This is a genomic window from Lachnoanaerobaculum sp. MSX33, from assembly GCF_000512995.1.
GTDB lineage: Bacteria > Bacillota > Clostridia > Lachnospirales > Lachnospiraceae > Lachnoanaerobaculum.
Genome location: NZ_AZXX01000095.1, coordinates 1 through 20,015, shown reverse-complemented (window position 1 = coordinate 20,015; position 20,015 = coordinate 1). Strand labels below are relative to the sequence as shown.

Below are 20,015 nucleotides of genomic sequence, written 5' to 3'. Positions count from 1 at the left end.
CATATGAAAATATTGGAAGAGAGTATCTTTTAGTGGTACTCTTTTCTCAATCTTTAATAGAAAAATAAACTGTAAAGACAGAATGGAGGAATTTATGAACTTAAAAAAAGGAGATATTATTAAAACAGCACTGGGAGAACATACAACGGTATTAGATGTAAAGAAAAATCAGGTGGTATTATTTTCGGGCGAACAATTTGTTATAGCATCAGGAATTAAAGAGAATAAAGAAACCGGTAAATTTGAGTGGCTAAACGGAAGATATGCAAATGATTTAAAAAGTATTTCAAATATGCAAAACAACAGCTTTGAAAGTATGAAAGAAACTTTATCATTCCTGGCAGAATACAATCATAGTGATTTTATCAAGGGAATAATATCACTGGAAACAGATATAAATAATGAAGACATACTGGATAATGCTTATGACAACTATATGAATGACTCTTATATGGGGTTGATTGATGAAAGGTTTATGGACTTTATTGATGAAGACCTAAAAGCAGCGAAAGATATAAAGCAGAAAGAGATAGAAAAAGATGCAGACATTCAGGAAAAAAGCAAAGAAGAAATAAGTGAAAACGAGCAATACCAAACACAGGAAAACACACTAAAAGAAAATACAAGTCTGAAATATAATAATGATCAAGAAAAGCAGTATATAAAAGGTAATCTTACCGGAGATGTTGAAGTGAAGGATCTAAGATCAAATGATGGACAGGATTTCAGAGTGGCAAGTTTTTCTATTGCTAAAAATGACGGGATGGGGAATGTAAAGTTTATGAATTGCTTTGCCTATAATGAACAGGTTCAAGCAGTGAAGGACTTTAGAAAAGGAGATTTTGTTTCGCTTTCAGGAAAAGAAAAGCTTAGTATCGGAAAAAATGGAAAGCAATATACAAACTTTAAGGTATATTCCGCCAAGTTGTTAAAAGCCAGAGGACAATCTCAAGATACAAAAGAGAAGCCTTCAACACTTAAAAAACTAAATGATTATAAGGAAAAAACAGATAGCAGATCAAAAGAACAAGGGAATATGAAAAGTGAAAAAGGGTTAGAAAGATAAAAGTGTGGGGATTGGCAGCCTGATAAGCTGCTGTCCCCCGTCTTTTTTTGATTCTCTTTTAAACTTAAAATAAGGGTTTGCTAAAAAAGAAGAGGGGCGTTATAGTATAAGAAAAATAGGATTATTTTAGTCGAAAGGATGAAATGATATGATTGGTATTTTTATAGCCTTAATTATATTATATTTGGGAGTTATACTGTTTGTAGGAACAACATTTGTAAAAATAAGCTTATTTGCAATGGATAAACTTGCGGTATTTATAGCAAGTTGGTATTATACTCACCATTATTTTTCCATCAAGTTTTCATCCGGATATGCCGTATATTTTTGGGATATATTAGCGGCAATAGCGGCAGTAGTGCTATATTCTGTCTTATTTAAGCTTATTCATGATAAATTTGTATTGATTGGAAAGATCCTTAATTTAGCTATATCGTTTTTCAGCTCAATGACGGTATATTGTATTTTAGTACATGGATTTATTACAAATGAAAAATCTTATTTTCTACCACTTTTAAATAATGATTTAGCCAATCAGGTGGTAAACTATATCATAATAAGTATAATCTCTTTAGTTGTATGGAAAAGAAGAGAAGATTATCTTATAGAAATGGACAAGTGATAAAGAAGCCTGCCGTTTTTCCTTGGATATTTAGGCTTGTCTAAGAAAAGTCTGCCCCTTTGTCTATATAATCTGTTATTTATAAAGAATGAGGCTATTTTCTACCGACAAATCATGTAGGAACAGCCTCCTTCTTCTTTATTTTTCCAGATGGTTATTAAGGTATATATCCGTATTTTTCTTTGCCTGTTGAAGATCATGGAGCATGAAGTTTTGATATGTATATTCTTCCATAAGGCTAAGTTTTTTCTGTTCCAAAACAGCGTATTTATCTGACAGTTCCGGAATACTTAATGTACGGTATCCTGATTTTTCAAGTTCTCTTAAGGCGATTTCATAGGCAATAATCTGAGGCTTGTATTCTTCATAAAAGGCGATATTTTCTTTATCTTTAATATACATGTCATAAATTAACTGATTTTTAGAAAGGGTGTTTTTATTTTCTATCACATAATATATGGATTTCATTTCCTGTTCAGCTTGTTTTATCTGATCTAATAATTGTTGCCTGTCTGAAGCTGCCTTCTTTAATTTTGATTCCAGTTCTTCATAGGTGTTTATGCCATATCTTCTCATTTCGTTTAAGGATGAAGCCATTGTTTTCATGTTATGTTTACCTGCCCATACTTCATAACCTTTTGAGGATTTTACCTTTTCATTGTTCTTTATATTTACAATAGTATCCGGCTTTTTATAAGAGAGTTTGTCATAAAACTGTTCCTTATTATAAATCTGATGTTTGGTTGTATCTTCAATTCTTTCTTTAATTCGCTCTTTGGTATAATCTTCTCCAAGCACATTTGCCTTTGTTCTTGTAAACCTTCCTGTATCTTTTTTGTCTTTATGACGGAATGAAAGATACTTTCCAATCTTAATTTCATATCCTAAATCTTCCATTGCTTTTAAAAACTCTTCGTAAGTACCGGACTTTAAAATTGCTTTATCAATGGCAAGGTGAAGCCTGTTTTTCCAAGAACTGCCTTTCTTAAATTCCATATATTCAATATAGCTTTTACCGTTTGTGGAATATCTGTTCTTGAATTTTTTATAGTTTTCATCAATTACAGATAAACCGTTTTCTTTACAAATCTCATCACTGATAGTTCTGATTTGATGATAACTTCTTTTGTTGCTTTGATACGCCTTACCGGTTAAAAAACTTACATTATTAAATAAAACATGATTATGAAGATGCCCCTTATCTATGTGGGTAGTGAGTACATACTCATACTTTCCTTGGAAGACTTTTTCGCATAGTTCCAGTCCTATTTTGTGTGCCTGCTCAGGAGTGGTTTCTCCGGGAGCAAAGGACTGGATTAAATGTCTTGCTAAGATTTTTGCCTTGGAATTACATTCTCTTTTCGTCTGCTCAAACTCAAGATGAGCAAGCTTAGGATTGCAGTTAAAAGAGGAAATAAGTATTTTTTCATCAGTCTTATCAGCATTCATGATGTAGTTTAGGGCTAAGTGTAAAGTTTTTTCTATGGGATGAATCTTTGTAACAGCCATCAGATCTCCTCCGTATTTATACTTTCTAAATTTCCAAGGTCATATAGTTTTTTTCGCAGAGAGTAAATATCTTTCCCCTGCTTTTTTAGCAGCTCTTGTATATCAATGATGTCATCTTTATAGATAGCTGCGGTAGAATTTACACGCTTTGCAATCTGATTTATGCTGCCTGTTATTCTGCCGATACTTGTGGAAAGTTCCCTAAAAACTGCCATATCCAATACGAAAATATCCTTGCCTAAGATGCATTTCATAATAAACTGACGCAAAGTTTTACAACCGGAGAGCCTATATTTTTTCTCCAAAACCTTTAGTTCATCATCTGAAAGCATTAAATAAATGCCATGAGCTCTTACTCTGTTTGCCATGTCAAAACCTCCAAATCCTAAAAACAACAAAAGAAAAAACCTGTAGAATCAAGTGCTAAGCTTGATTTACAGGTTTTGCTTTATAGTATATTTCCAGATCAGAAATCTCCTGTAGAGAGATAAAATAGTTATATAAGTTACAAGAGAATTATAACATTTTTGAAAGTAAGCTTCAATGAAATAAGCAGAAACTTTTTCAAATACTACTTAGGTAATGGAATAAAGTAAGTTACTTAAGCAGGGGTTTGGGGATATTCCCCAACAAGCAAAAATTGACTGAAAGAACCCGAAGTGAAAACGAGGCTTAAGTCAATTTTTCGTAAGTGCATATGCACTTACTGTGCTTGCTAATATTATCCGGAAAAGTCCACATAATATTTTTGTTTTTTAATCATTCAAATCATGTTGGTTTTAAATTTCAACTATAAAAAAGTCGGTATAACTTTTTGTTGAAATCATAAAAATAAAAAAGATAATAGAATTTACCATGGAGTACCGCTCAAAACTGATATTTTAGTAGAGTTTACAGCTGAGAAATAGGTATAACTAACCTTAACTTTAATACTATTTTATATATCGTAGTATAGATGTAAATTATATTAAAAAACTTGAAATTATTCTGTATATATGCTACTATCGTAAGCAGATAAGGGATATAAAAATTTGTGAATAAGATATGTGTAATTGTTGTTTTATTGTTATTAAGAAATTGTTTTTTAGTAAAAATATATACTGTTGGTAGCTGGAGTTAGTTCTGATAGAGATAAACAACATAATTTATCTGTTGTTATTTTTCTATTTAGTCTATGTTCTGTACTGCCAATAATGATAGTTATTGGTTTTGTGTCTTGTAGGGATTCCTATTGTTTATATTCCTTTTACCCGATATGTAATGAAATCTTAGAGCTTGTATTTTATATAAGAAAAATATAGATTTAAGGAGATGCAGGATGGCAGAGAGTATTATAAAGCAAACTAATCGTACTTTGTTGATTGAAGAGATTAATCCTGAAAAGCTTAACTTACTTACTTTGGTCGGTGATGTAAGAGGGCTGGACAGCTTAAGTGATGACAAGATAAAAGAAATCAATGAAGCACTACTTGTCAGAAGCTTTGAAGAGTTTTTAGAAAAGTTTGACCCTACGGTGTATTCTTTTTTTAATGCTGCAACCGGAAAGATCGTGTATTCCAAGGAAAAACCGGCGGGGGTTCCAGAGAGCATGTTAAGCATAGTTCATCTTAATGCACATAACGATTTTCTAAAGATGCTTATGACCTTGGTTGAAACCAAAAGAAGTCAGGGAATTATCAATGCGGATTTTAAGTTTGAAAAACTTACGGAAATGATTTCTCCTTCAAAGGTTATGGATGACATAAAGCAGGTAAGAAAAGAACTTCAGTATACTTATGCGGAGTATGCAAAACTTGAAGATGGAGATCCTCATAAGCTTGATCTTGGTGATAAGCTTAATTCGATGTTTGAAGAAGCAAGTGCCAACTACCAGAATCTTATGGCGATGATTCCTCTTGCTATCTCAGATATAAAAACAAGACTTTTGCTTGGAGAATCAAAAGAGTCTGAAAGTAACGATGCCCTAACCCTAGGACTTCTTACCATGTCTTCAGAAGGAGAACTTACAGTAATAGAAGCTCCAAAGGTGGAAGAAAGTGCATTGGTAGCTACAGATGACAACTCAAATGCAGGGCTTATTGAAGCACTTGAAGATGACTATGATGCCCTTAATTCTGAAGGAAACAGCTATGTAAAACAGTTGGTGGTAAGAACTTTTTGTCCTCTTAATTCATCAATGCAAAGTCAGATTGATGTTAAAAAGGAAGTGGACAATTATAACACATATCTTGAGTTTTATAAAAATGCCAAGGATGATTTTATAAAGGTTGTAAAACCTTTGGTCGAGAAGATTTTAGGTGTATGGGCATTTTTTGAACAGTATCCCAAGCAAGTAAAGGGAATGAAACCAAGTCTTCTGATTGCCAATGTTAAAAATGAAGCCATGGCAAACAGCCTAAATGTACCTAAGCTTTGTGCTTATTTAAATACTGTAAATGAAAAGAATGATTATGGCAATACCGTTTGGTATGCAATTGTTGCAGGTGTGTCTTTGGATGAAAAATCAAAGATGAATGTTACAAGGGAAAGATTTAAGGGAAGTAAAGACAGTGTAAAAACTGAAAATGTCAGTGTGGAGTCTTTGGCAAGAATTGCGGATGCTCTTAAGGATTACGGTGTACAATGCTTTTACTCCTATGAAACAGGGGATAAGACAACATTTAACAGCATGGCAATGACTGGAGTGGGATTTTTTGATGACAGATGTGCAAGCCTTAGCGGTAAGCCTTATTCAGAGTATTTGATTCCATGTGTGCCGAACTTTACAATTATTCCAAAGGACAAGTCTGGAGTAAAGCTTGAAAGCAGGATGATTGTTAATGAAAATGAAGCCGCTGAACTTTCAAAAGCCAAGGAAGATATCATGAAGCTTTGGATAGACGGAGTTTACATAGGTGCAGCATATGTGGCAGCCGGATTTGTGGCAAGTTATCAATCTCCAGAGTATCTTAAAGAGTATTTTAAGAAAGATGTGGATACGGATTTACCGGGTGTAAGATTTGATATTGAAGCAAAGAATAATTCTCTTAAGATACATACTACCATGTCAAAGGAGATTACCGGATTTACAAACAGTGTAAAAGATGATATTAACAAAAGAGGATTCGGATTTGTATTTTCTTCAGAGAATGCGGTATTAGACGGAGAAAATATCAGCCATATAATGGTATATAAAGCAAGAAACTTAAAACTTTCAGGTGGCAGTTATGAGCCTATTTATAAAACACAGACCGCTAACTATATTGAGAGGATTTTAAGGCATGCCACAGGAGATTTTAAGGCGGAAAATATAGCAAAGTTCTTCTCAAATAATCCGTCCAGTCAAAAAAGTATATGGCTTTCTAAAAAGACAAATATTAACGGTATACTGGGAAGTAATGATGATATTACCTATGAAGCGGATGAAACGGCAGGTGTATGTGCTATAGAGATAAGTTTCGGAAATGCTGTTAAAAGAGTTGAGGTGCCGCTAAATCGTGTAGCGGGAGAGTAAGGATTCATATTAAGATGTGATATAAAATGAGAACTTCATTTTTGAGTTGATTACAAAAAATATTTTAAATATTTGGAGTAGTTTTATAAAGAATATATATTTTCATAGGAGGTAGCACAATGGGAATTAGGTTTAGAGTAACCGGTTCGGAAGTAGCAGACTTTGATGAGAGAAGCATAGTAAACGCAGAGTTTTTGTCCGAGTCTCCAAAGGATTCAAATGCCAAAGCAACAGATTACGGTCTTGGTGTAAAGGTATGGGGAAGAGTTTTATACAATGTCGGAGCGGATGTTGATGATGTATTAAAACTTGCCAAGTGGTCTCAGATTCCTTCCGAGAATGCGGATTGCTACAGAGTAGCGGAAGTAACAGTGGTATCTGCCGGCTCTGTTGTAAGAAAGTATGTAATTCCGAATGCATTCGTGGTGGAGTATTCTGAAAAGGCGGATGATGTAAACGGTACCGGAGAGTTTTATATCCATATCCGTCAAAAGAAGGATAATAATGCAAAAGTGGCGGTAGAAGGCGGATATGCCGGAGAATAAGAAATAGGAGGGATTAGAGCATGGCATACAAAGTAAAAATAGAAGGTAATGAAAGCTTTGAACTTGCAAAGGAATGTGTAAACAGCGTATTTTTATCCACAGACATTCCTATTGATTCAAATGCTCGTACCAATGATGCCGGTGCAACAATGGAGATTACCGGTAAGATTTTAACAGCAGTAGACGGAGATCCTTTTGACTCAACAAGAAATATGGCACTTTGGTCAATGGTTCCGGCACAAAACAAGGATTGCTATAGAAAGGTTACCGTAGAACAGATAGTAGCGGGAATTACTAAAAGAAAATATGTATTTCCGAATGCTTTTGTAGTGAACTATAAAGAAAGGCATGGGGATGAAGAAGGAGTAGGAAACTTTACTCTTGTAATAAAACAGAAAAAAGATAAGATGGCAGGTCTGATAGTTGAAGGCGGATACGCAGCCGAGTAACAAAAAATCAGTCGTTAAAAGTTTGGGCTGCAAGACATTTATTGTCATGCAGCCTATTTTTATAAATTATCTTAGAAGCCTACATAAAGGAAATTATCGCATTTAGGGAACACCACAATGATGAAGAGTAGGGAGATAAATATTTCCTATACAATTAAAAGTGGTTGGAATGGGAATATATGAATAGAAGATTTGTATTTGATGTTTCAGGAATAATTGCAGCTATCTTGTGTGTCGTAATTGTTGGATTTTTGGGAAGAGGATTAAAAGGTGGATATATATTTTATATGTTTTCTTTTTTAATTTCAGGTTCTTTGATTTACTTTGCAGTAAAGGACTTTTCTTTTAAAAAAGAAAAGATACAAGATACATTTTTGTCCGAGCTTGTACTTTTAAGTGAAGAAGATACCGTAGTAAAAACATGGAATATTTTAGGAAAAAACTCATTGGTAATCGGAAAGAAAAACAGTGAAGAGGATATAGATATAGATTTATCTGACACCTATTTTTCGGGAACCGTAAGTGATGTTCATGCAATACTTAACTATGTGGACGGGTCATGGTATATAGAAGATATGCAAAGCAAGAACGGAACACAGATTAAAGGATTTTTAGAAGATAAACTTTATAACATTAAAGACGGACAAAGTAAGCTTACAAGAAAAGACTATATTTTTATAGGACTTAATAAACTACAGATAAGGTAAGGAAGTTATCATGGGAAATTTAATAAGATGCAAAAATGGACATATGTTTTCAAAAAGAAGATACGGAAATATCTGCCCCTATTGCAACATGGATATGACGGAAAGAAAAGAACTTGAAGAATCATTTGATGATAAGGAGCTTGAAGAAAGTTTGGTAAGAATAAAAACCAAGCCGGTATGTGCATGGCTTGTGTGCATCAAGGGACCAAGATACGGAAAAGATTATCGTGTGGTATTCGGGAAAAACTATATCGGAAGAACGGATGCCATGGATATTCCAATCATTGGAGATAATGCCATAAAGCAGGAAAACCATGCTATTTTATCCTTTGATGAAAAAGACCTTGAAGCAACTCTTATCTGTACAGAGGGGGGAGGAATTACCTACCTAAACGGAAAGGCAGTTTACACTCCACAGACTCTTGAAACTTATGATGTCATTACCATGGGGGAAAGTGAGTTTTTATACATTGCTTTATGTGGAAAGCAGTTTTCATGGTAAATGCTTTTAATAAGCAATTGGAGAAATCCCATAGGAATAGGGAAAATATAACAGATGTTTCTAAAAAAAATAAGGGGAAAACAGATATGGGGACTGCTTTTTGGATGGCTTTAATTCTTATTCTAACCGCTTTTTTTATTCTTTCATGGAGAGTGTATACATGGATCAAAGAAGAAAAAATCATGATATACGATATAGGAGCCTTACTTGATATTGGAAAAAGACAGGTTCAGGCAAATGCATACGGATTCAAACAGGAAAAAGACAGACTTATGGCAATACTTAGCGCAGGGGAAGGAAAAGAGTATACCGGGAAGGTTGCAGCACTGACTACAGTAAGAACTTTCACTAAACTTTATAACCGATATGATAACAACCAAAGCAGTCGCTATTTCTTTGACAGAGCCTTTGAGACGGCTAACATGAATGTTTTAAATGCACTTAGAGGAGAAAACGGAAGGGCGTATGCAGCCTGTCTAATGCTTAGAGGAAATCTTTTAAGCTATGCCATTATGGGGCATATAAATATTTATATTTTCCGCAGAAAAGAACTTATACTTCTTAGCAAGGGTCAGATAATGGAAGAACTTATAAAAGAAAAGGTAAATAAGGGACTTTTAAGTAAGGAAGCGGCTCGTAGAATTTCTGATACGGATAGGGCATATAACTGTATAGGAAGGGACGACTATATGAAACCGCTTATGCCTAAAGAAGAAATAAGGCTAAAGAAAAAGGATATGGTTGTTATAATGACCGCCGGAGTAGAAAAAAACATCTCTGTCAGGGAACTTGAAATAATCATTTCAAGGAAACATAGCTGTAATGGAACGGCAAAAGAGATTATTGAAACAATAAAAAAGAAAAATAACGAAGACTTGGACAATCTTGGACTAATAATTATAGGGATTTAGGAGGCTTGAAGAAGATGCGTAAGCAAAACAGTAAATTCAATACAAACTTTATTTCGGAAGAAGGCAGTTCATTAAAAAACAGTGATTTTTTTGCTTATGCTGAACTTGATAACTTTGCCTGCTATGTGCTTGCTGACGGTATTGAAGATGTGGCGGATACCGAATCGGCAAAGGAAGCGGTGGAAAGTATCATAGCAAAGTTTCAGGAAAAGCCTTCCATATCTAAAGGGAAAATACACGGATACTTAAACCATGCCAATGAAGTGCTTTTAAAAGCTGAAAAATACATGAAGCTTAAAGCATCAATTGTAGTTGCCATAACTGATTATGAAAGTGTACGCTTTGCCTATGCAGGAAATGCAAGGGCAAAGCTTTACAGGAATAACAAGTCATTTTATAAGACTACGGATACATCACTAAGCAGTGAAATGGTATCAAAAGAAATGATTAGCGAAGATGCCCTGTCAAGACATGAACAAAGAAGTAATCTATATGCCTTTTTAGGGCAAAAAGGATTTTCACCGGTGATATCGAGAAAGATAAAACTTGTTGATACTGATATTTTAATTCTTTATACAAAAGGGGTTTGGGAAAATGTATCGGAAGGAGAGATTGATAACATCTTTGCTGACAGCGGAAAAGAGCCGAAAGATGCCATTGAGAAGATTGAAAAAGTACTTCTTGATAAAGAGTCCGAGTACATTGATAACTATACGATTGTCGGTATTTATATTGATAAGGTATTTGTAGAGTCGGATACCAAAAAGAAAAAAAGAAGGAAGATGATTTTAATAGTATCAATTGTGTTGGTGGTTGTGATACTTGCAGCCGTTATTGCCCTTTACTTTTATAACCGATACAGAAAAGAACTTAGGGAAGATATGAATACACACTATGAAAAGATGCTTAAATTTATAGAAATGGAAAACTATACAAAGGCGGATACTGAGTGTGAAGAGTCCATAAAGAAGGCGGAAAGCCTTAGAGATAAGGAAATGAAAGACCTTTTGTACCACTATGAGCAGGTTATAGAAGGAATACTTGAAGCGGATGAAAAGTATGATGCTAAAAGCTACAAGGAAGCAAAACCTTTATATGAATTTATACTTAGTGAAATTCCTTATGCAGACAATGCAGGACTTTCCTATGTAAGAAAAAGGCTTGATTTTATTGCAGGGTATGAAAGTGTAAACTTAAGCCTTGATAACGGAGATATCCTTTTTGATTCGGAAATATATGATAAAGCAAGAGAAAGGTATGTTGATGCGAAAACTGAAGCAAGAGATATAGGATATGAAGAGGGAAAGTTAAAAGCGGAAGCAAAGCTTTTAGCGGTAGATCAAGCTATTGAAAAGGAAAATGAAGGGAAACAGGCGGAAGCTGATAAGCAATCTAAAAATCTGCAATCCGCAAACGATATGCTAAGTGCCGGAGATGAGGCACTAAGTAAAGGAGATTTTTTATCAGCAAGAGCTAATTATAATACGGCAAAAGATATTTTGGAAAAATCAGGTGAAAGTGCCGGACTTTCCGATCTTGAAGAAAAAATTTCTACGGCGGATAAAAAAATCAGTGAAAGTGAAGAGGAAAAAAATGCCGCTGCAAGCTACGCAATAGCAGCAGATGAAGCTTTTTTAAGAGGAGATTTTGAAACGGCCAGAGATAATTATGAGTATGCCAGAAGACTTTATGTAAAACTTAATGATGAGATAAATACCATAGAAATGGATAAAAAGCTTAGTGATGTGCAAAAAAGAATTGATGAAAAAGAAAAAGAAGAACTGAAGGCGGCACAAACAGCAGTACAAACCACCCAGCAACAGACAAGTGAGGCAGAGACTTCTGCAAGCATAAATGCTGAGTAATCAGGTATTTATTTAAAACTTGTGTATCAGTGCAAGTGGCAATTGTTTTACCTATTAAAGATAAAAGAGGTGTTTTTATATGGACGTAGCGTACTTGGATGAGTTTGACATAAAAAAGTATGTAAAGGATAGGCTTTCAGAGATAAAAGATGAAGATGAGTATGCCTTGGCAAAAAGTGTTCTATATGACGGTCTTTACAGGATGAGTGAGGTTTTTGAAGAAAGATACAGATCTTTATACAAGAAAGTCTATGATGAGCTTGAAAGTAAAGAAGAAAGTTATGAGATTGCAATACTTTTACTTTCAAAAAATGAAAACGTATTTTTAAGGATGTTTTTTCCGATATCGGATTTAGATGTTTTGGAAGACAAGGAAAAGAATGTTAAAGAAGATTATAGCGAAAGTAAGGATCTTATAAAAAACGTTTATCTTAATGCAACCGATACTGTATGTAAGGAATTTTTACAAGAAAAGATAGGAGTAAGTTTTACAAATAACGGAGAAAAACACACACTTTCAGTACAACCTAAAAAAAACCTTCGCTACAGAAAAGAAGTCGGTAAACTTTATGAAACTTTCTCTTATAATGGACTTAGATGGAATACAGTAAATACCGCCTACCTTGACCGCTTTTTTGATATTGACCTGTCCAAACTTCCTCAAAATGCAAGAGATGTAGAAGTGGACTACGGGAAATATGCCGATATGATAAAAGAAGAACTTTATCCGGTATGGAATGTAGAAAAAACAGTATTTAAGAGCAGCACATTTTTAAGTCCGAGTAAAGACGGATTATACTATGAATGGGAAATGGTTAAGCAAAGGGATAAGGAGATTATCTTAAGACTTGTGCAAAAGACTGAAGGCATGGTAGGAATAAGACAGGAAGAAGAAAAGATTATAGTAAAGACCTATGAAGAAGGTTACTCAGATTTGGAAGGATATCATATCTTTGATATACGATATACGAAAGAAGAATTACCAACCGGCTTAATAAGTAACAAAAGAGAAGATGGAATGATTGGACGATTTCTAAATAAAACAGAAGAAAAAATCCATACCGAGGCGGAAATAGAAAGGATTATTGAAGAACTTGATATTGGAGAGTATGTATCACTTAAATCCTGTGAAAGATTGCCGATATGGAAAGAAGTTTCGGAGGAAAGTAGAATACTTCCTGATATGAATAACTTTTTAAGTAGTGACTTTCCTCTAACAGAAGAAAGTCCAAAGCTTGTTTTAAGGTTTTTAAGAAACAGCGACAGCAACCTTTGTGAAGCAATGGTAAGATATGTCGTTTCTCAACTACAGATAAGCTTTGATGAATATATCTGTGTAGGGGTTTTGGAAAACACCTATTATACAAAAGGGATTGTATAGAAAAAATATAGAACAGGAGCAAAGCATGAACTGTGTATGGGAGATTGTACTTAAGGCACAAAAAAGCGGATATAACTTAGAAGAGCTTAGATTTATAAACAGTGGGAGTCCAAGCCCTTATACTGAAAGCTCCTTTGATTTTCTAAATTCCGATACCATTGAAGAAAGTGAAATAGAGGTAAATCCGCTATATCGTTTTGCAAATGAACTGGGCGAAGTATTCTTACCCGATGTGAAGGGGTATGAGAAGGCAAGAGAAATATTTTTAGATGTAATAATGCACTATGTAGCGGTATGGGATCTTAGAAGCGGAGGAGATAAAAAAGAGCTAAGGGCAATGTATATCTTAAAAGAGATAGAAGAGGGAAGGTTTCTAAAAAGTATAAGAAAAACTCTATTTTCCCTTGACTTTGAAAAATCTAAAAGAATTATTTTTTGCCTGCTTGATTTATGCAAGTGTAAAGATTACATCACGATTTTTAGAAAGGCACTGAGAGAACTTTATCCTAAAGCAAACCTTTACATCCACTCTGAGAATTTAAGGAAACTTACCGTTTTTACGGGGGTGGATAAGACAAAAGAAGATATGGAAAGAATTGAAATGTTGAAGAAACTTTTTTTGCCGATATCTTATGAAACGGATGTTTTTTGGAAATATCACTTCGGTATTATAGGAGTTGATGACAGCATGAAAATTGGAAAAACGGCGATGTACTAAAATATTTTAAGAGAAAATACAATATGTGTTTTCCGGGCTAAAATCACAGAATCGTAGGTATTATCGACTTTTCATATGTGTTTTGGCATATACACAAAAAAAGAAGATGGAAGGAAAATAAGATGGGCTATAAGCTTAACAGAAACATAACCAAAGAAGAGCAGGCTGCGGCGTATACAAGAAAAGAGCTTGAGCTGATGAGTGAATATCGACTTAGAGAGGTTTGCCTAAGAGAGCGTATCGTAAGGGGACTTGATAAGGATATGACAAGTAAAGAGCTTATAGATGCTATACTTTCCTACTGTCAAACCTTTGAAGATGAACTTATCAAAGAAGAAAAGGAAGGCGGAAGAGAGAGGATTGAAGAGTGTTTTGATAAACTAAGCGTAAAAGAACCCGAAAAGGATGAACTTAGAATATCCGGCAAAATTAGTATTTATGAAGGAGCGGCACTTAATTTCCTTGATGATTATAAAATAGAATACAAAGAAAAGTTTCTAAATACCAATGCTTTGATTGTGAGCGGAGATAAAAAGGTATGTGCCGTATTCAATGTAGTTGCCATGGGAGATAAAAAAGATTCTTTATACCTTGTAAAAGAGGCAGCCCTTTCAGGTATAGTTACGGATATAAAAGACTATAGTCTATACCTTATGGAAAGAGATGCATCAAAGTTTATATACCGTATATATATGGGAGAAGAGGAAAAAGACCTTACAAAGTACAGAATATATAAGATTCCTTTAATGGACTTTGAAATTCTTCCCCTGATTGAACTTCACATGCCCATAGCACTTGATCTTGGCTCGACCAATACCACTGTAGCTATATATGCGGACAGCAGTTACTACAGACAGATACATACGGCAAAGCAAAGAGAAATCAAGGAAAACACTATATGTCATACACTGTTTTTAGAGTCGGTGGGAGGAGAAACCTTTATTGAAAGGATGATACCGACGGTTGTAGCCGTAACAGATGTAAATGAAGACGGTATAGATTATGTTTTTGGAAGAAGAGCCTTATGGTTTGCAAACTTAAGCTATACTGATAAAGGATTTTCCGTATTTTATGATATTAAAAGATGGGCAGGGGATTTTGAAAGAAAAGAAGAACTTACGGATACCAAGGGAAGATACAGGTATGTACAAAGGATAGAGATTATAGCCGAATACCTGAGATATGTACTTAACATCACAAGAGATAACTTCAAGTGTCAGATAAAAGAAGTATATATCACAGTACCGGTTAAGCAAAAGCATGTGTATGAGCAGATGTTGGAGCTTTTATCGGAAATGCTTTCTATAAGTCTAAAGGTTACCTTAGATGAAAGCACTGCCGTACTTTACAGCTTTATCAGCAAGATGAGAGAGAAAAATCGTCTTAAAGACGGAGAAAGTTATAAGGCACTGATAATGGACTGTGGGGGAGGGACAACGGATCTGAGTGCCTGTAAGTTTAAGGTACAGGCAAAGGGTGATATACAGACCTATACGATGGAAAACAGCTATAAAAACGGTAACACGGACTTTGGAGGAAACAATATCACCTACAGAATCATGCAACTTTTAAAGCTTAAACTTATATCCAAGCTGTCAGGCTTAGACAGGGATCTTGGAAACGAAATAATTGATGGGTTGCCTACAGACCCGTATAGGTATATAGATGAAGAAGGTGTTGAAAGTTTCTATAAGGGGTTACAGGAGGCTTATGAACAGGCGGAAGAGATTTTACCTACAGCTTTTAAGCGTTTTGAAACTTATGGAAAAGAAGGGTATTACAGGGTAAGGAATAATTACTTTTTTCTATTTACATTGGCGGATGAGATTAAGCAGGAACTTTTTTCGGGAAATGATATCGTTATAGAAGTTCCTGAAGAAAAAAACGGGAAAATGGGACTTTTAAGACTGGAAGCGGACAGGTATAAGCTTTCAGTCTTTAGAGGAGAAAGGCTTGAGATTTTAGAGGGGATGCCGAAGCTAAGTTTTAACCGTTATGAGGCGGAAAGGCTGATTGCAGGAGAAATATATGCCGTTATGAAGGTTTTTATGGAAAGACTTTATAAAAACGGAGAACTTTATAACTTTGACATGATAAGACTTACAGGACAGTCCTGTAAGATAGGGTTATTTAGAGATGCTCTAAAAGAATTTGTACCCGGCAACATGATGCAAAGTGGAGGCAGTGTTAAAAAAGAAGAGCTAAAACTTGCCTGTGTGGACGGACTTATGCGCTATCTTTACGATAAAAGAACCGGATATGCGGGATTTGACATAAGAGAAGAAGAAGCTCTAATTCCCTATAAAATAAAAGCACTTTCATACTCAGGCAGACAAGAGATTCTTATAGACGGATTTGAAAGTAACAAGATGACGGGAAGCCTGCTTAGAAGCCTTGAAGATATCCTGCTTAGAATGTATCTGTATGATGCTTCGGAAAGTGTACGGTTTGAGTACCTGTTTCACTTCAAAAAAGATGAGGCAAGAGAAACTGACAAGATGGAGCTGGCGGGAAGGTACAGCGGCTATATAAAGCAGGAAGATACGGATGACATACAAAACGGGGAACTTAAGATATTTGCTTTTGTAGATTATAAAAAATGGGGATTTCAGATCGTGCCGATATACAGACTTGAAGACACACTATACGCAGGAGAAGGACAAGAATATAAGTTTGAAACGGATGAGTGGATTTGTGATTTCTTTGATGGAGAACACTAAAGACATAAAGGAGAAGCTAATGGAAAACAGATACCCTTTGTTTGAAACGGGAAGAATCTTAAAAAAAGAAGCACTTGAGGTAATAAGAGACTATCCGAAAGACCTACTTTCTATACTTTATGATGGATATACAAACGGAGTCATAAGAGGATTAAGATTAAGTTCAGACCATGAAAACAGAACCCTTATTATAGGAAGGGGACTTGTAAAACTAAAAGGCGAGGTATACCTGATAAATAAAGAGGTAAAGGCATCCTACACTCATACCGAACGAAGGAAGTATCTTAGGTTAAAGCATAGTGAAATAAGGGATAAAGATTGGAAGATAAGTGAAATAGAGGCTTTTCTTTCTGATGATGAAGAAAGTAAAGACGGAGAAATCCTGCTTTGCGACTTTTTATTAAAATCGGGTTTTGTATTAAGGGATACCTACCTTGACTTTGCAGATATGAAGTCAGAGTATGATACCATACATTTGATGAATGCCGATTATGCAGGGTATGGAGAAAGCTCCTTTAATATAGAGGTCTTAAAAATGTATGCAAGAGAGTACCTTAATACAAAAAAGTGCGAAGAAACAGACCGAATTTTTTGCTATATGGTATTAAACAGCATGGAAGGAATAGAAAGAAGCATTATAGAAAACTATATAGCAGTTAAAGAAGGAAAGGCAAAAGGAACAAGCTTAAGCAATAAAGAAATTTATACCGGACTTTTGGATATATTAAGCAGTGCAAAAGACCCTGACGGACATAGAGGTACAGGATTTAGCCCCAAAAAGATTTTAGTAGATTAGTGATAATTAGGAGCCGGTAAAGTTGTAAATAACAAGGAGAAAAAGATGTCAAATATTATGCGTTGCCCATATGGACATGTATTTTCCAAAACAAGGAACGGTACTATATGCCCGACATGCGGCTTTGATCTGGATACCCCTGAAAAGGTATATGTGAACTTACGGAAAGAATGTGGACTTTCCCTAAAAGAAGAAAGACCGGTATGTGCATGGCTTGTATGTATAGAGGGAGCAAGAAAGGGAAAAAGTTATGTCATAAGTTATGGAGAAAACTTTGTAGGGACGGACAGGGATAATGAGATACAGGTTTTAGGGGATGAAAAGATAAAGGAAAAGCATACCCTTATATATTTTGATGAGGAAACATGTGAAGGGATACTGTTACCGGCAAGAGCGGACGGGATTGTATATATAGATAATAAAGCTGTGTATGAAAGGCGTATATTAAAAGAACAAAAAATACTGGAAATCGGAAAATCAAAATTTATTTATGTAGTATTTGAAGGCAAATATGGAAAAATGTGGCAGGAATGTATAGAAGAGAGAAAACTATATAAAGAGAAGGAGAAAGAAGACAAGGAACTGGCGGCACAATTAAAAAAATACAGACTTTTAAAAAGGGAAATAGTCAATGAAGAAGAAAAATTTGCAAAAAGAAGGGAAGAAAAAGAGGCGGATTTTACAGAAGAGTATCCTGTGTGCGGTTGGTTGGTGTGCACTAAAGGAGCCAGAATTGGAAAATCATGGGTACTTATAGAGGGAAAAAACTATGTAGGAAGCAGCGACATAATGATGATACAGATACTTGGAGATGAAGAAATCAGAGGTGAAAAACATATAGTGATAGTATTTGATGTCAGAGAGAAAAGAGCTTTTCTTTTAGGTGAGGAATGTATGGGATTCGTAAGGGTGAATGATAATGCGGAGTATGGAGTAAAAGAACTAAATAATGGTGATAAGCTGTCATTCGGTACTGGTGAATATATGTATATAGATTTTGCTGGCAGCATACATATTTGGTAAAGTAATAATTAATAGTGTAGGTGATATTTAAGTAACAAAGCTGGATTTATATAAAAATGCCCTGTATATAAGGAGGTTGACATGAGAGCTGAATTGTTGTATGTGGAAGGTTTTGATTTTATCAATATAAATGATTATAAAAGTATAATTATTCCAAATCAACATGGAACGGTATTTATCAAAGGAAATATAAGAAAAGAAAGCAGATAGGATTGCCTTGAAAAAGTGGGAAGACTTGTAAAAGTATCGGCTAAAACGGAGGAAAATACGACAAGAGCATTTTAGAACATTTCAAAAAACAAGTACGTCTTATGATGAGATATTGGAACTGATTGTTAAAGAATATAATAAAGGTGCCTTTATAAGTGCTGTCAAAAAGCAGGGTATGGTAAACGGCTTTTTATGTCAATGCAGGGAAAATGACTGGGAATATATAAAAAGACTGGCAGGAAATAATGAAGATGTAATTTACTCCGACTATATGACTGAGGGAGTCAGGTTTTTTATGGGAGTCCCAAACGGAAGGGATATAGGATAGATAAAAAGTGAATACTATGAGTTCGGTACGGTAGAAAAAGAATATTTTGGGATTCCGTTTGAATATGTAACTTACAAACTGGTTTTAAGAGATATCTATGATATAGTTGATAATGTTAATTTCAACAGAGAAAAACTTAAGGTTATCAGCAGAAAATCAAGATTTGAACATAATGAGATTATACATGAATATTTGCTTGCAAGGGAAGGAAGTTTAAGAGGTGTTCCTTATGATAATGAAAGATTAAGCGGTGCAGCGGTATTCGGGAAAGTAACAGGAGTGGAAAACGAACTTGTGAGCGTAGCACTTGATGATGATGAAAATGATAACGGCGGACAGAGTTTGTTAAGTTATGCCACAATCTATTCAAGCCCTGACGGAGGCGGATGGTACTGTGTGCCGGAAATAGGGGACAGGGTTATGGTAAAGTTTCCTGACAGTAAAGATAGTAATGCCTATGTACAGAATGCGGTTCATGTGGGAGCCGGAAACGGAAGGAATAATCCCAAGGTAAAGTTTTTCAAGAATAAAGAGGGAAAAGAAATAAGATTAAGTCCTGAAAGTATCATAATTACGAAACAAGTATAGAGCTTATAGATGATGACGGTGTATATATAAAAAGCAGGGGTATACTGTCAATTGATGCAAATCTTGAGGTGGATATTGAAAGTAAATCTTCAAGTATAAAAGTGATATCTAAAGACAGCATACAACTAAATCAAAACGGAACCCATATGGAATTATTGGATAGAGCTATAATGAGAGGTTCAAAAGTGTATTTAACCTAATAGCAAAGAAGTAGGGAGATAAGGAGCATGGATCAGCATAAAAAAAGTAATCAATTTTACATGGGCTTTGACAAAGAACTTAATGAGCTGTCAGTTCAGGGGATTGCAAAACTTGAAAGATACTTAGAAACTCATAAGGAAGAAATAGAAAAAGAATTTACTTTAATCATGAATACATTGATTGGTAAAAAGAAGAATAATTTAAGATATTGGTCCTATGTCAAGATTTAGTACAAATTAAAATGAGAGGTTCTACCGGCTAAGATGCCGGAAGAACATTTGTCTTATTATAAAGTGCTTCAAACTCGTAAGGAGACATATAATCACAATGACTATGAATCCTTACCGTGTTATAAAAGGCTTCAATGTACTCAAATACAAG

General features: G+C 34.8%; 21 protein-coding genes. 18 read left to right on the top strand and 3 right to left on the bottom strand.

Features of this window, described 5'->3' with window-relative positions; translation table 11 throughout:
• The first annotated feature begins 94 nt into the window (after window positions 1-94).
• Together HMPREF1495_RS12110 and HMPREF1495_RS12105 are read left to right on the top strand one after the other, a co-directional pair.
• Entirely contained in the window at window positions 95-1,066 is a 972-nt protein-coding gene (locus HMPREF1495_RS12110; RefSeq protein ID WP_034215248.1) for a single-stranded DNA-binding protein, read from the top strand.
• Window positions 1,067-1,214: 148 nt separating this feature from the next.
• A complete protein-coding gene (locus tag HMPREF1495_RS12105; RefSeq protein WP_034215245.1) occupies window positions 1,215-1,688 on the top strand; it encodes a hypothetical protein in 474 nt (157 codons plus the stop codon).
• A gap of 138 nt (window positions 1,689-1,826) precedes the next feature.
• Here the strand turns inward: HMPREF1495_RS12105 and HMPREF1495_RS12100 are convergent, their stop codons facing one another.
• A complete protein-coding gene (locus tag HMPREF1495_RS12100) occupies window positions 1,827-3,197 on the bottom strand; it encodes a relaxase/mobilization nuclease domain-containing protein (RefSeq protein WP_034215243.1) in 1,371 nt (456 codons plus the stop codon).
• Window positions 3,197-3,565 (bottom strand): plasmid mobilization protein, encoded by a 369-nt coding sequence (locus HMPREF1495_RS12095; protein WP_034215239.1) that lies wholly within the window; start codon window positions 3,563-3,565, stop codon window positions 3,197-3,199. The genes HMPREF1495_RS12100 and HMPREF1495_RS12095 overlap by 1 nt, the downstream gene beginning before the upstream one ends.
• A gap of 950 nt (window positions 3,566-4,515) precedes the next feature.
• On the opposite strand from HMPREF1495_RS12095, the gene HMPREF1495_RS12090 reads away from it, so the two are divergent.
• From HMPREF1495_RS12090 to HMPREF1495_RS12025, 16 genes are all read left to right on the top strand, one after another.
• Complete coding sequence (locus tag HMPREF1495_RS12090; RefSeq protein ID WP_034215236.1) at window positions 4,516-6,690, top strand: hypothetical protein; 2,175 nt, start codon at window positions 4,516-4,518, stop codon at window positions 6,688-6,690.
• Between the two features lie 119 nt (window positions 6,691-6,809).
• The gene (locus tag HMPREF1495_RS12085) at window positions 6,810-7,235 is read left to right on the top strand and encodes a hypothetical protein (protein ID WP_009662844.1); all 426 of its coding nucleotides are present in this window, start codon (window positions 6,810-6,812) and stop codon (window positions 7,233-7,235) included.
• A gap of 20 nt (window positions 7,236-7,255) precedes the next feature.
• Complete coding sequence (locus tag HMPREF1495_RS12080) at window positions 7,256-7,684, top strand: hypothetical protein (protein ID WP_008752381.1); 429 nt, start codon at window positions 7,256-7,258, stop codon at window positions 7,682-7,684.
• Window positions 7,685-7,863: 179 nt separating this feature from the next.
• Window positions 7,864-8,391: an FHA domain-containing protein gene (locus HMPREF1495_RS12075; RefSeq protein WP_034215231.1), complete on the top strand. Its 528-nt coding sequence runs from the start codon at window positions 7,864-7,866 to the stop codon at window positions 8,389-8,391.
• Between the two features lie 10 nt (window positions 8,392-8,401).
• The gene (locus tag HMPREF1495_RS12070) at window positions 8,402-8,893 is read left to right on the top strand and encodes an FHA domain-containing protein (RefSeq protein ID WP_034215228.1); all 492 of its coding nucleotides are present in this window, start codon (window positions 8,402-8,404) and stop codon (window positions 8,891-8,893) included.
• Window positions 8,894-8,979: 86 nt separating this feature from the next.
• The gene (locus HMPREF1495_RS12065; RefSeq protein WP_034215463.1) at window positions 8,980-9,804 is read left to right on the top strand and encodes a protein phosphatase; all 825 of its coding nucleotides are present in this window, start codon (window positions 8,980-8,982) and stop codon (window positions 9,802-9,804) included.
• Between the two features lie 14 nt (window positions 9,805-9,818).
• On the top strand, window positions 9,819-11,669 hold the full coding sequence (locus tag HMPREF1495_RS12060; RefSeq protein WP_034215226.1) for a PP2C family protein-serine/threonine phosphatase: 1,851 nt from the start codon (window positions 9,819-9,821) through the stop codon (window positions 11,667-11,669).
• A 79-nt stretch (window positions 11,670-11,748) separates the two neighbouring features.
• Window positions 11,749-13,050: a hypothetical protein gene (locus tag HMPREF1495_RS12055; protein ID WP_034215223.1), complete on the top strand. Its 1,302-nt coding sequence runs from the start codon at window positions 11,749-11,751 to the stop codon at window positions 13,048-13,050.
• 25 nt (window positions 13,051-13,075) lie between these two features.
• The gene (locus HMPREF1495_RS12050; protein WP_034215221.1) at window positions 13,076-13,768 is read left to right on the top strand and encodes a hypothetical protein; all 693 of its coding nucleotides are present in this window, start codon (window positions 13,076-13,078) and stop codon (window positions 13,766-13,768) included.
• Window positions 13,769-13,890: 122 nt separating this feature from the next.
• Entirely contained in the window at window positions 13,891-16,488 is a 2,598-nt protein-coding gene (locus tag HMPREF1495_RS12045) for a molecular chaperone (protein ID WP_034215219.1), read from the top strand.
• A gap of 19 nt (window positions 16,489-16,507) precedes the next feature.
• Entirely contained in the window at window positions 16,508-17,284 is a 777-nt protein-coding gene (locus tag HMPREF1495_RS12040) for a hypothetical protein (protein WP_034215461.1), read from the top strand.
• A gap of 45 nt (window positions 17,285-17,329) precedes the next feature.
• Window positions 17,330-18,307 (top strand): FHA domain-containing protein, encoded by a 978-nt coding sequence (locus HMPREF1495_RS12035; RefSeq protein ID WP_034215216.1) that lies wholly within the window; start codon window positions 17,330-17,332, stop codon window positions 18,305-18,307.
• Window positions 18,308-18,388: 81 nt separating this feature from the next.
• Window positions 18,389-18,517: a peptidoglycan transglycosylase gene (locus HMPREF1495_RS13805; protein WP_156912999.1), complete on the top strand. Its 129-nt coding sequence runs from the start codon at window positions 18,389-18,391 to the stop codon at window positions 18,515-18,517.
• A 112-nt stretch (window positions 18,518-18,629) separates the two neighbouring features.
• Entirely contained in the window at window positions 18,630-18,845 is a 216-nt protein-coding gene (locus HMPREF1495_RS13490; RefSeq protein WP_051402836.1) for a hypothetical protein, read from the top strand.
• Window positions 18,846-19,037: 192 nt separating this feature from the next.
• Window positions 19,038-19,433, top strand: a complete 396-nt coding sequence (locus tag HMPREF1495_RS13485; protein ID WP_051402835.1) for a hypothetical protein — start codon at window positions 19,038-19,040, stop codon at window positions 19,431-19,433.
• A gap of 227 nt (window positions 19,434-19,660) precedes the next feature.
• Window positions 19,661-19,864 (top strand): hypothetical protein, encoded by a 204-nt coding sequence (locus tag HMPREF1495_RS12025; protein WP_034215213.1) that lies wholly within the window; start codon window positions 19,661-19,663, stop codon window positions 19,862-19,864.
• A 28-nt stretch (window positions 19,865-19,892) separates the two neighbouring features.
• Here HMPREF1495_RS12025 and HMPREF1495_RS14365 read toward each other — a convergent pair whose 3' ends face one another.
• Entirely contained in the window at window positions 19,893-20,000 is a 108-nt protein-coding gene (locus HMPREF1495_RS14365; protein WP_242832912.1) for a hypothetical protein, read from the bottom strand.
• Window positions 20,001-20,015 lie beyond the last annotated feature (15 nt).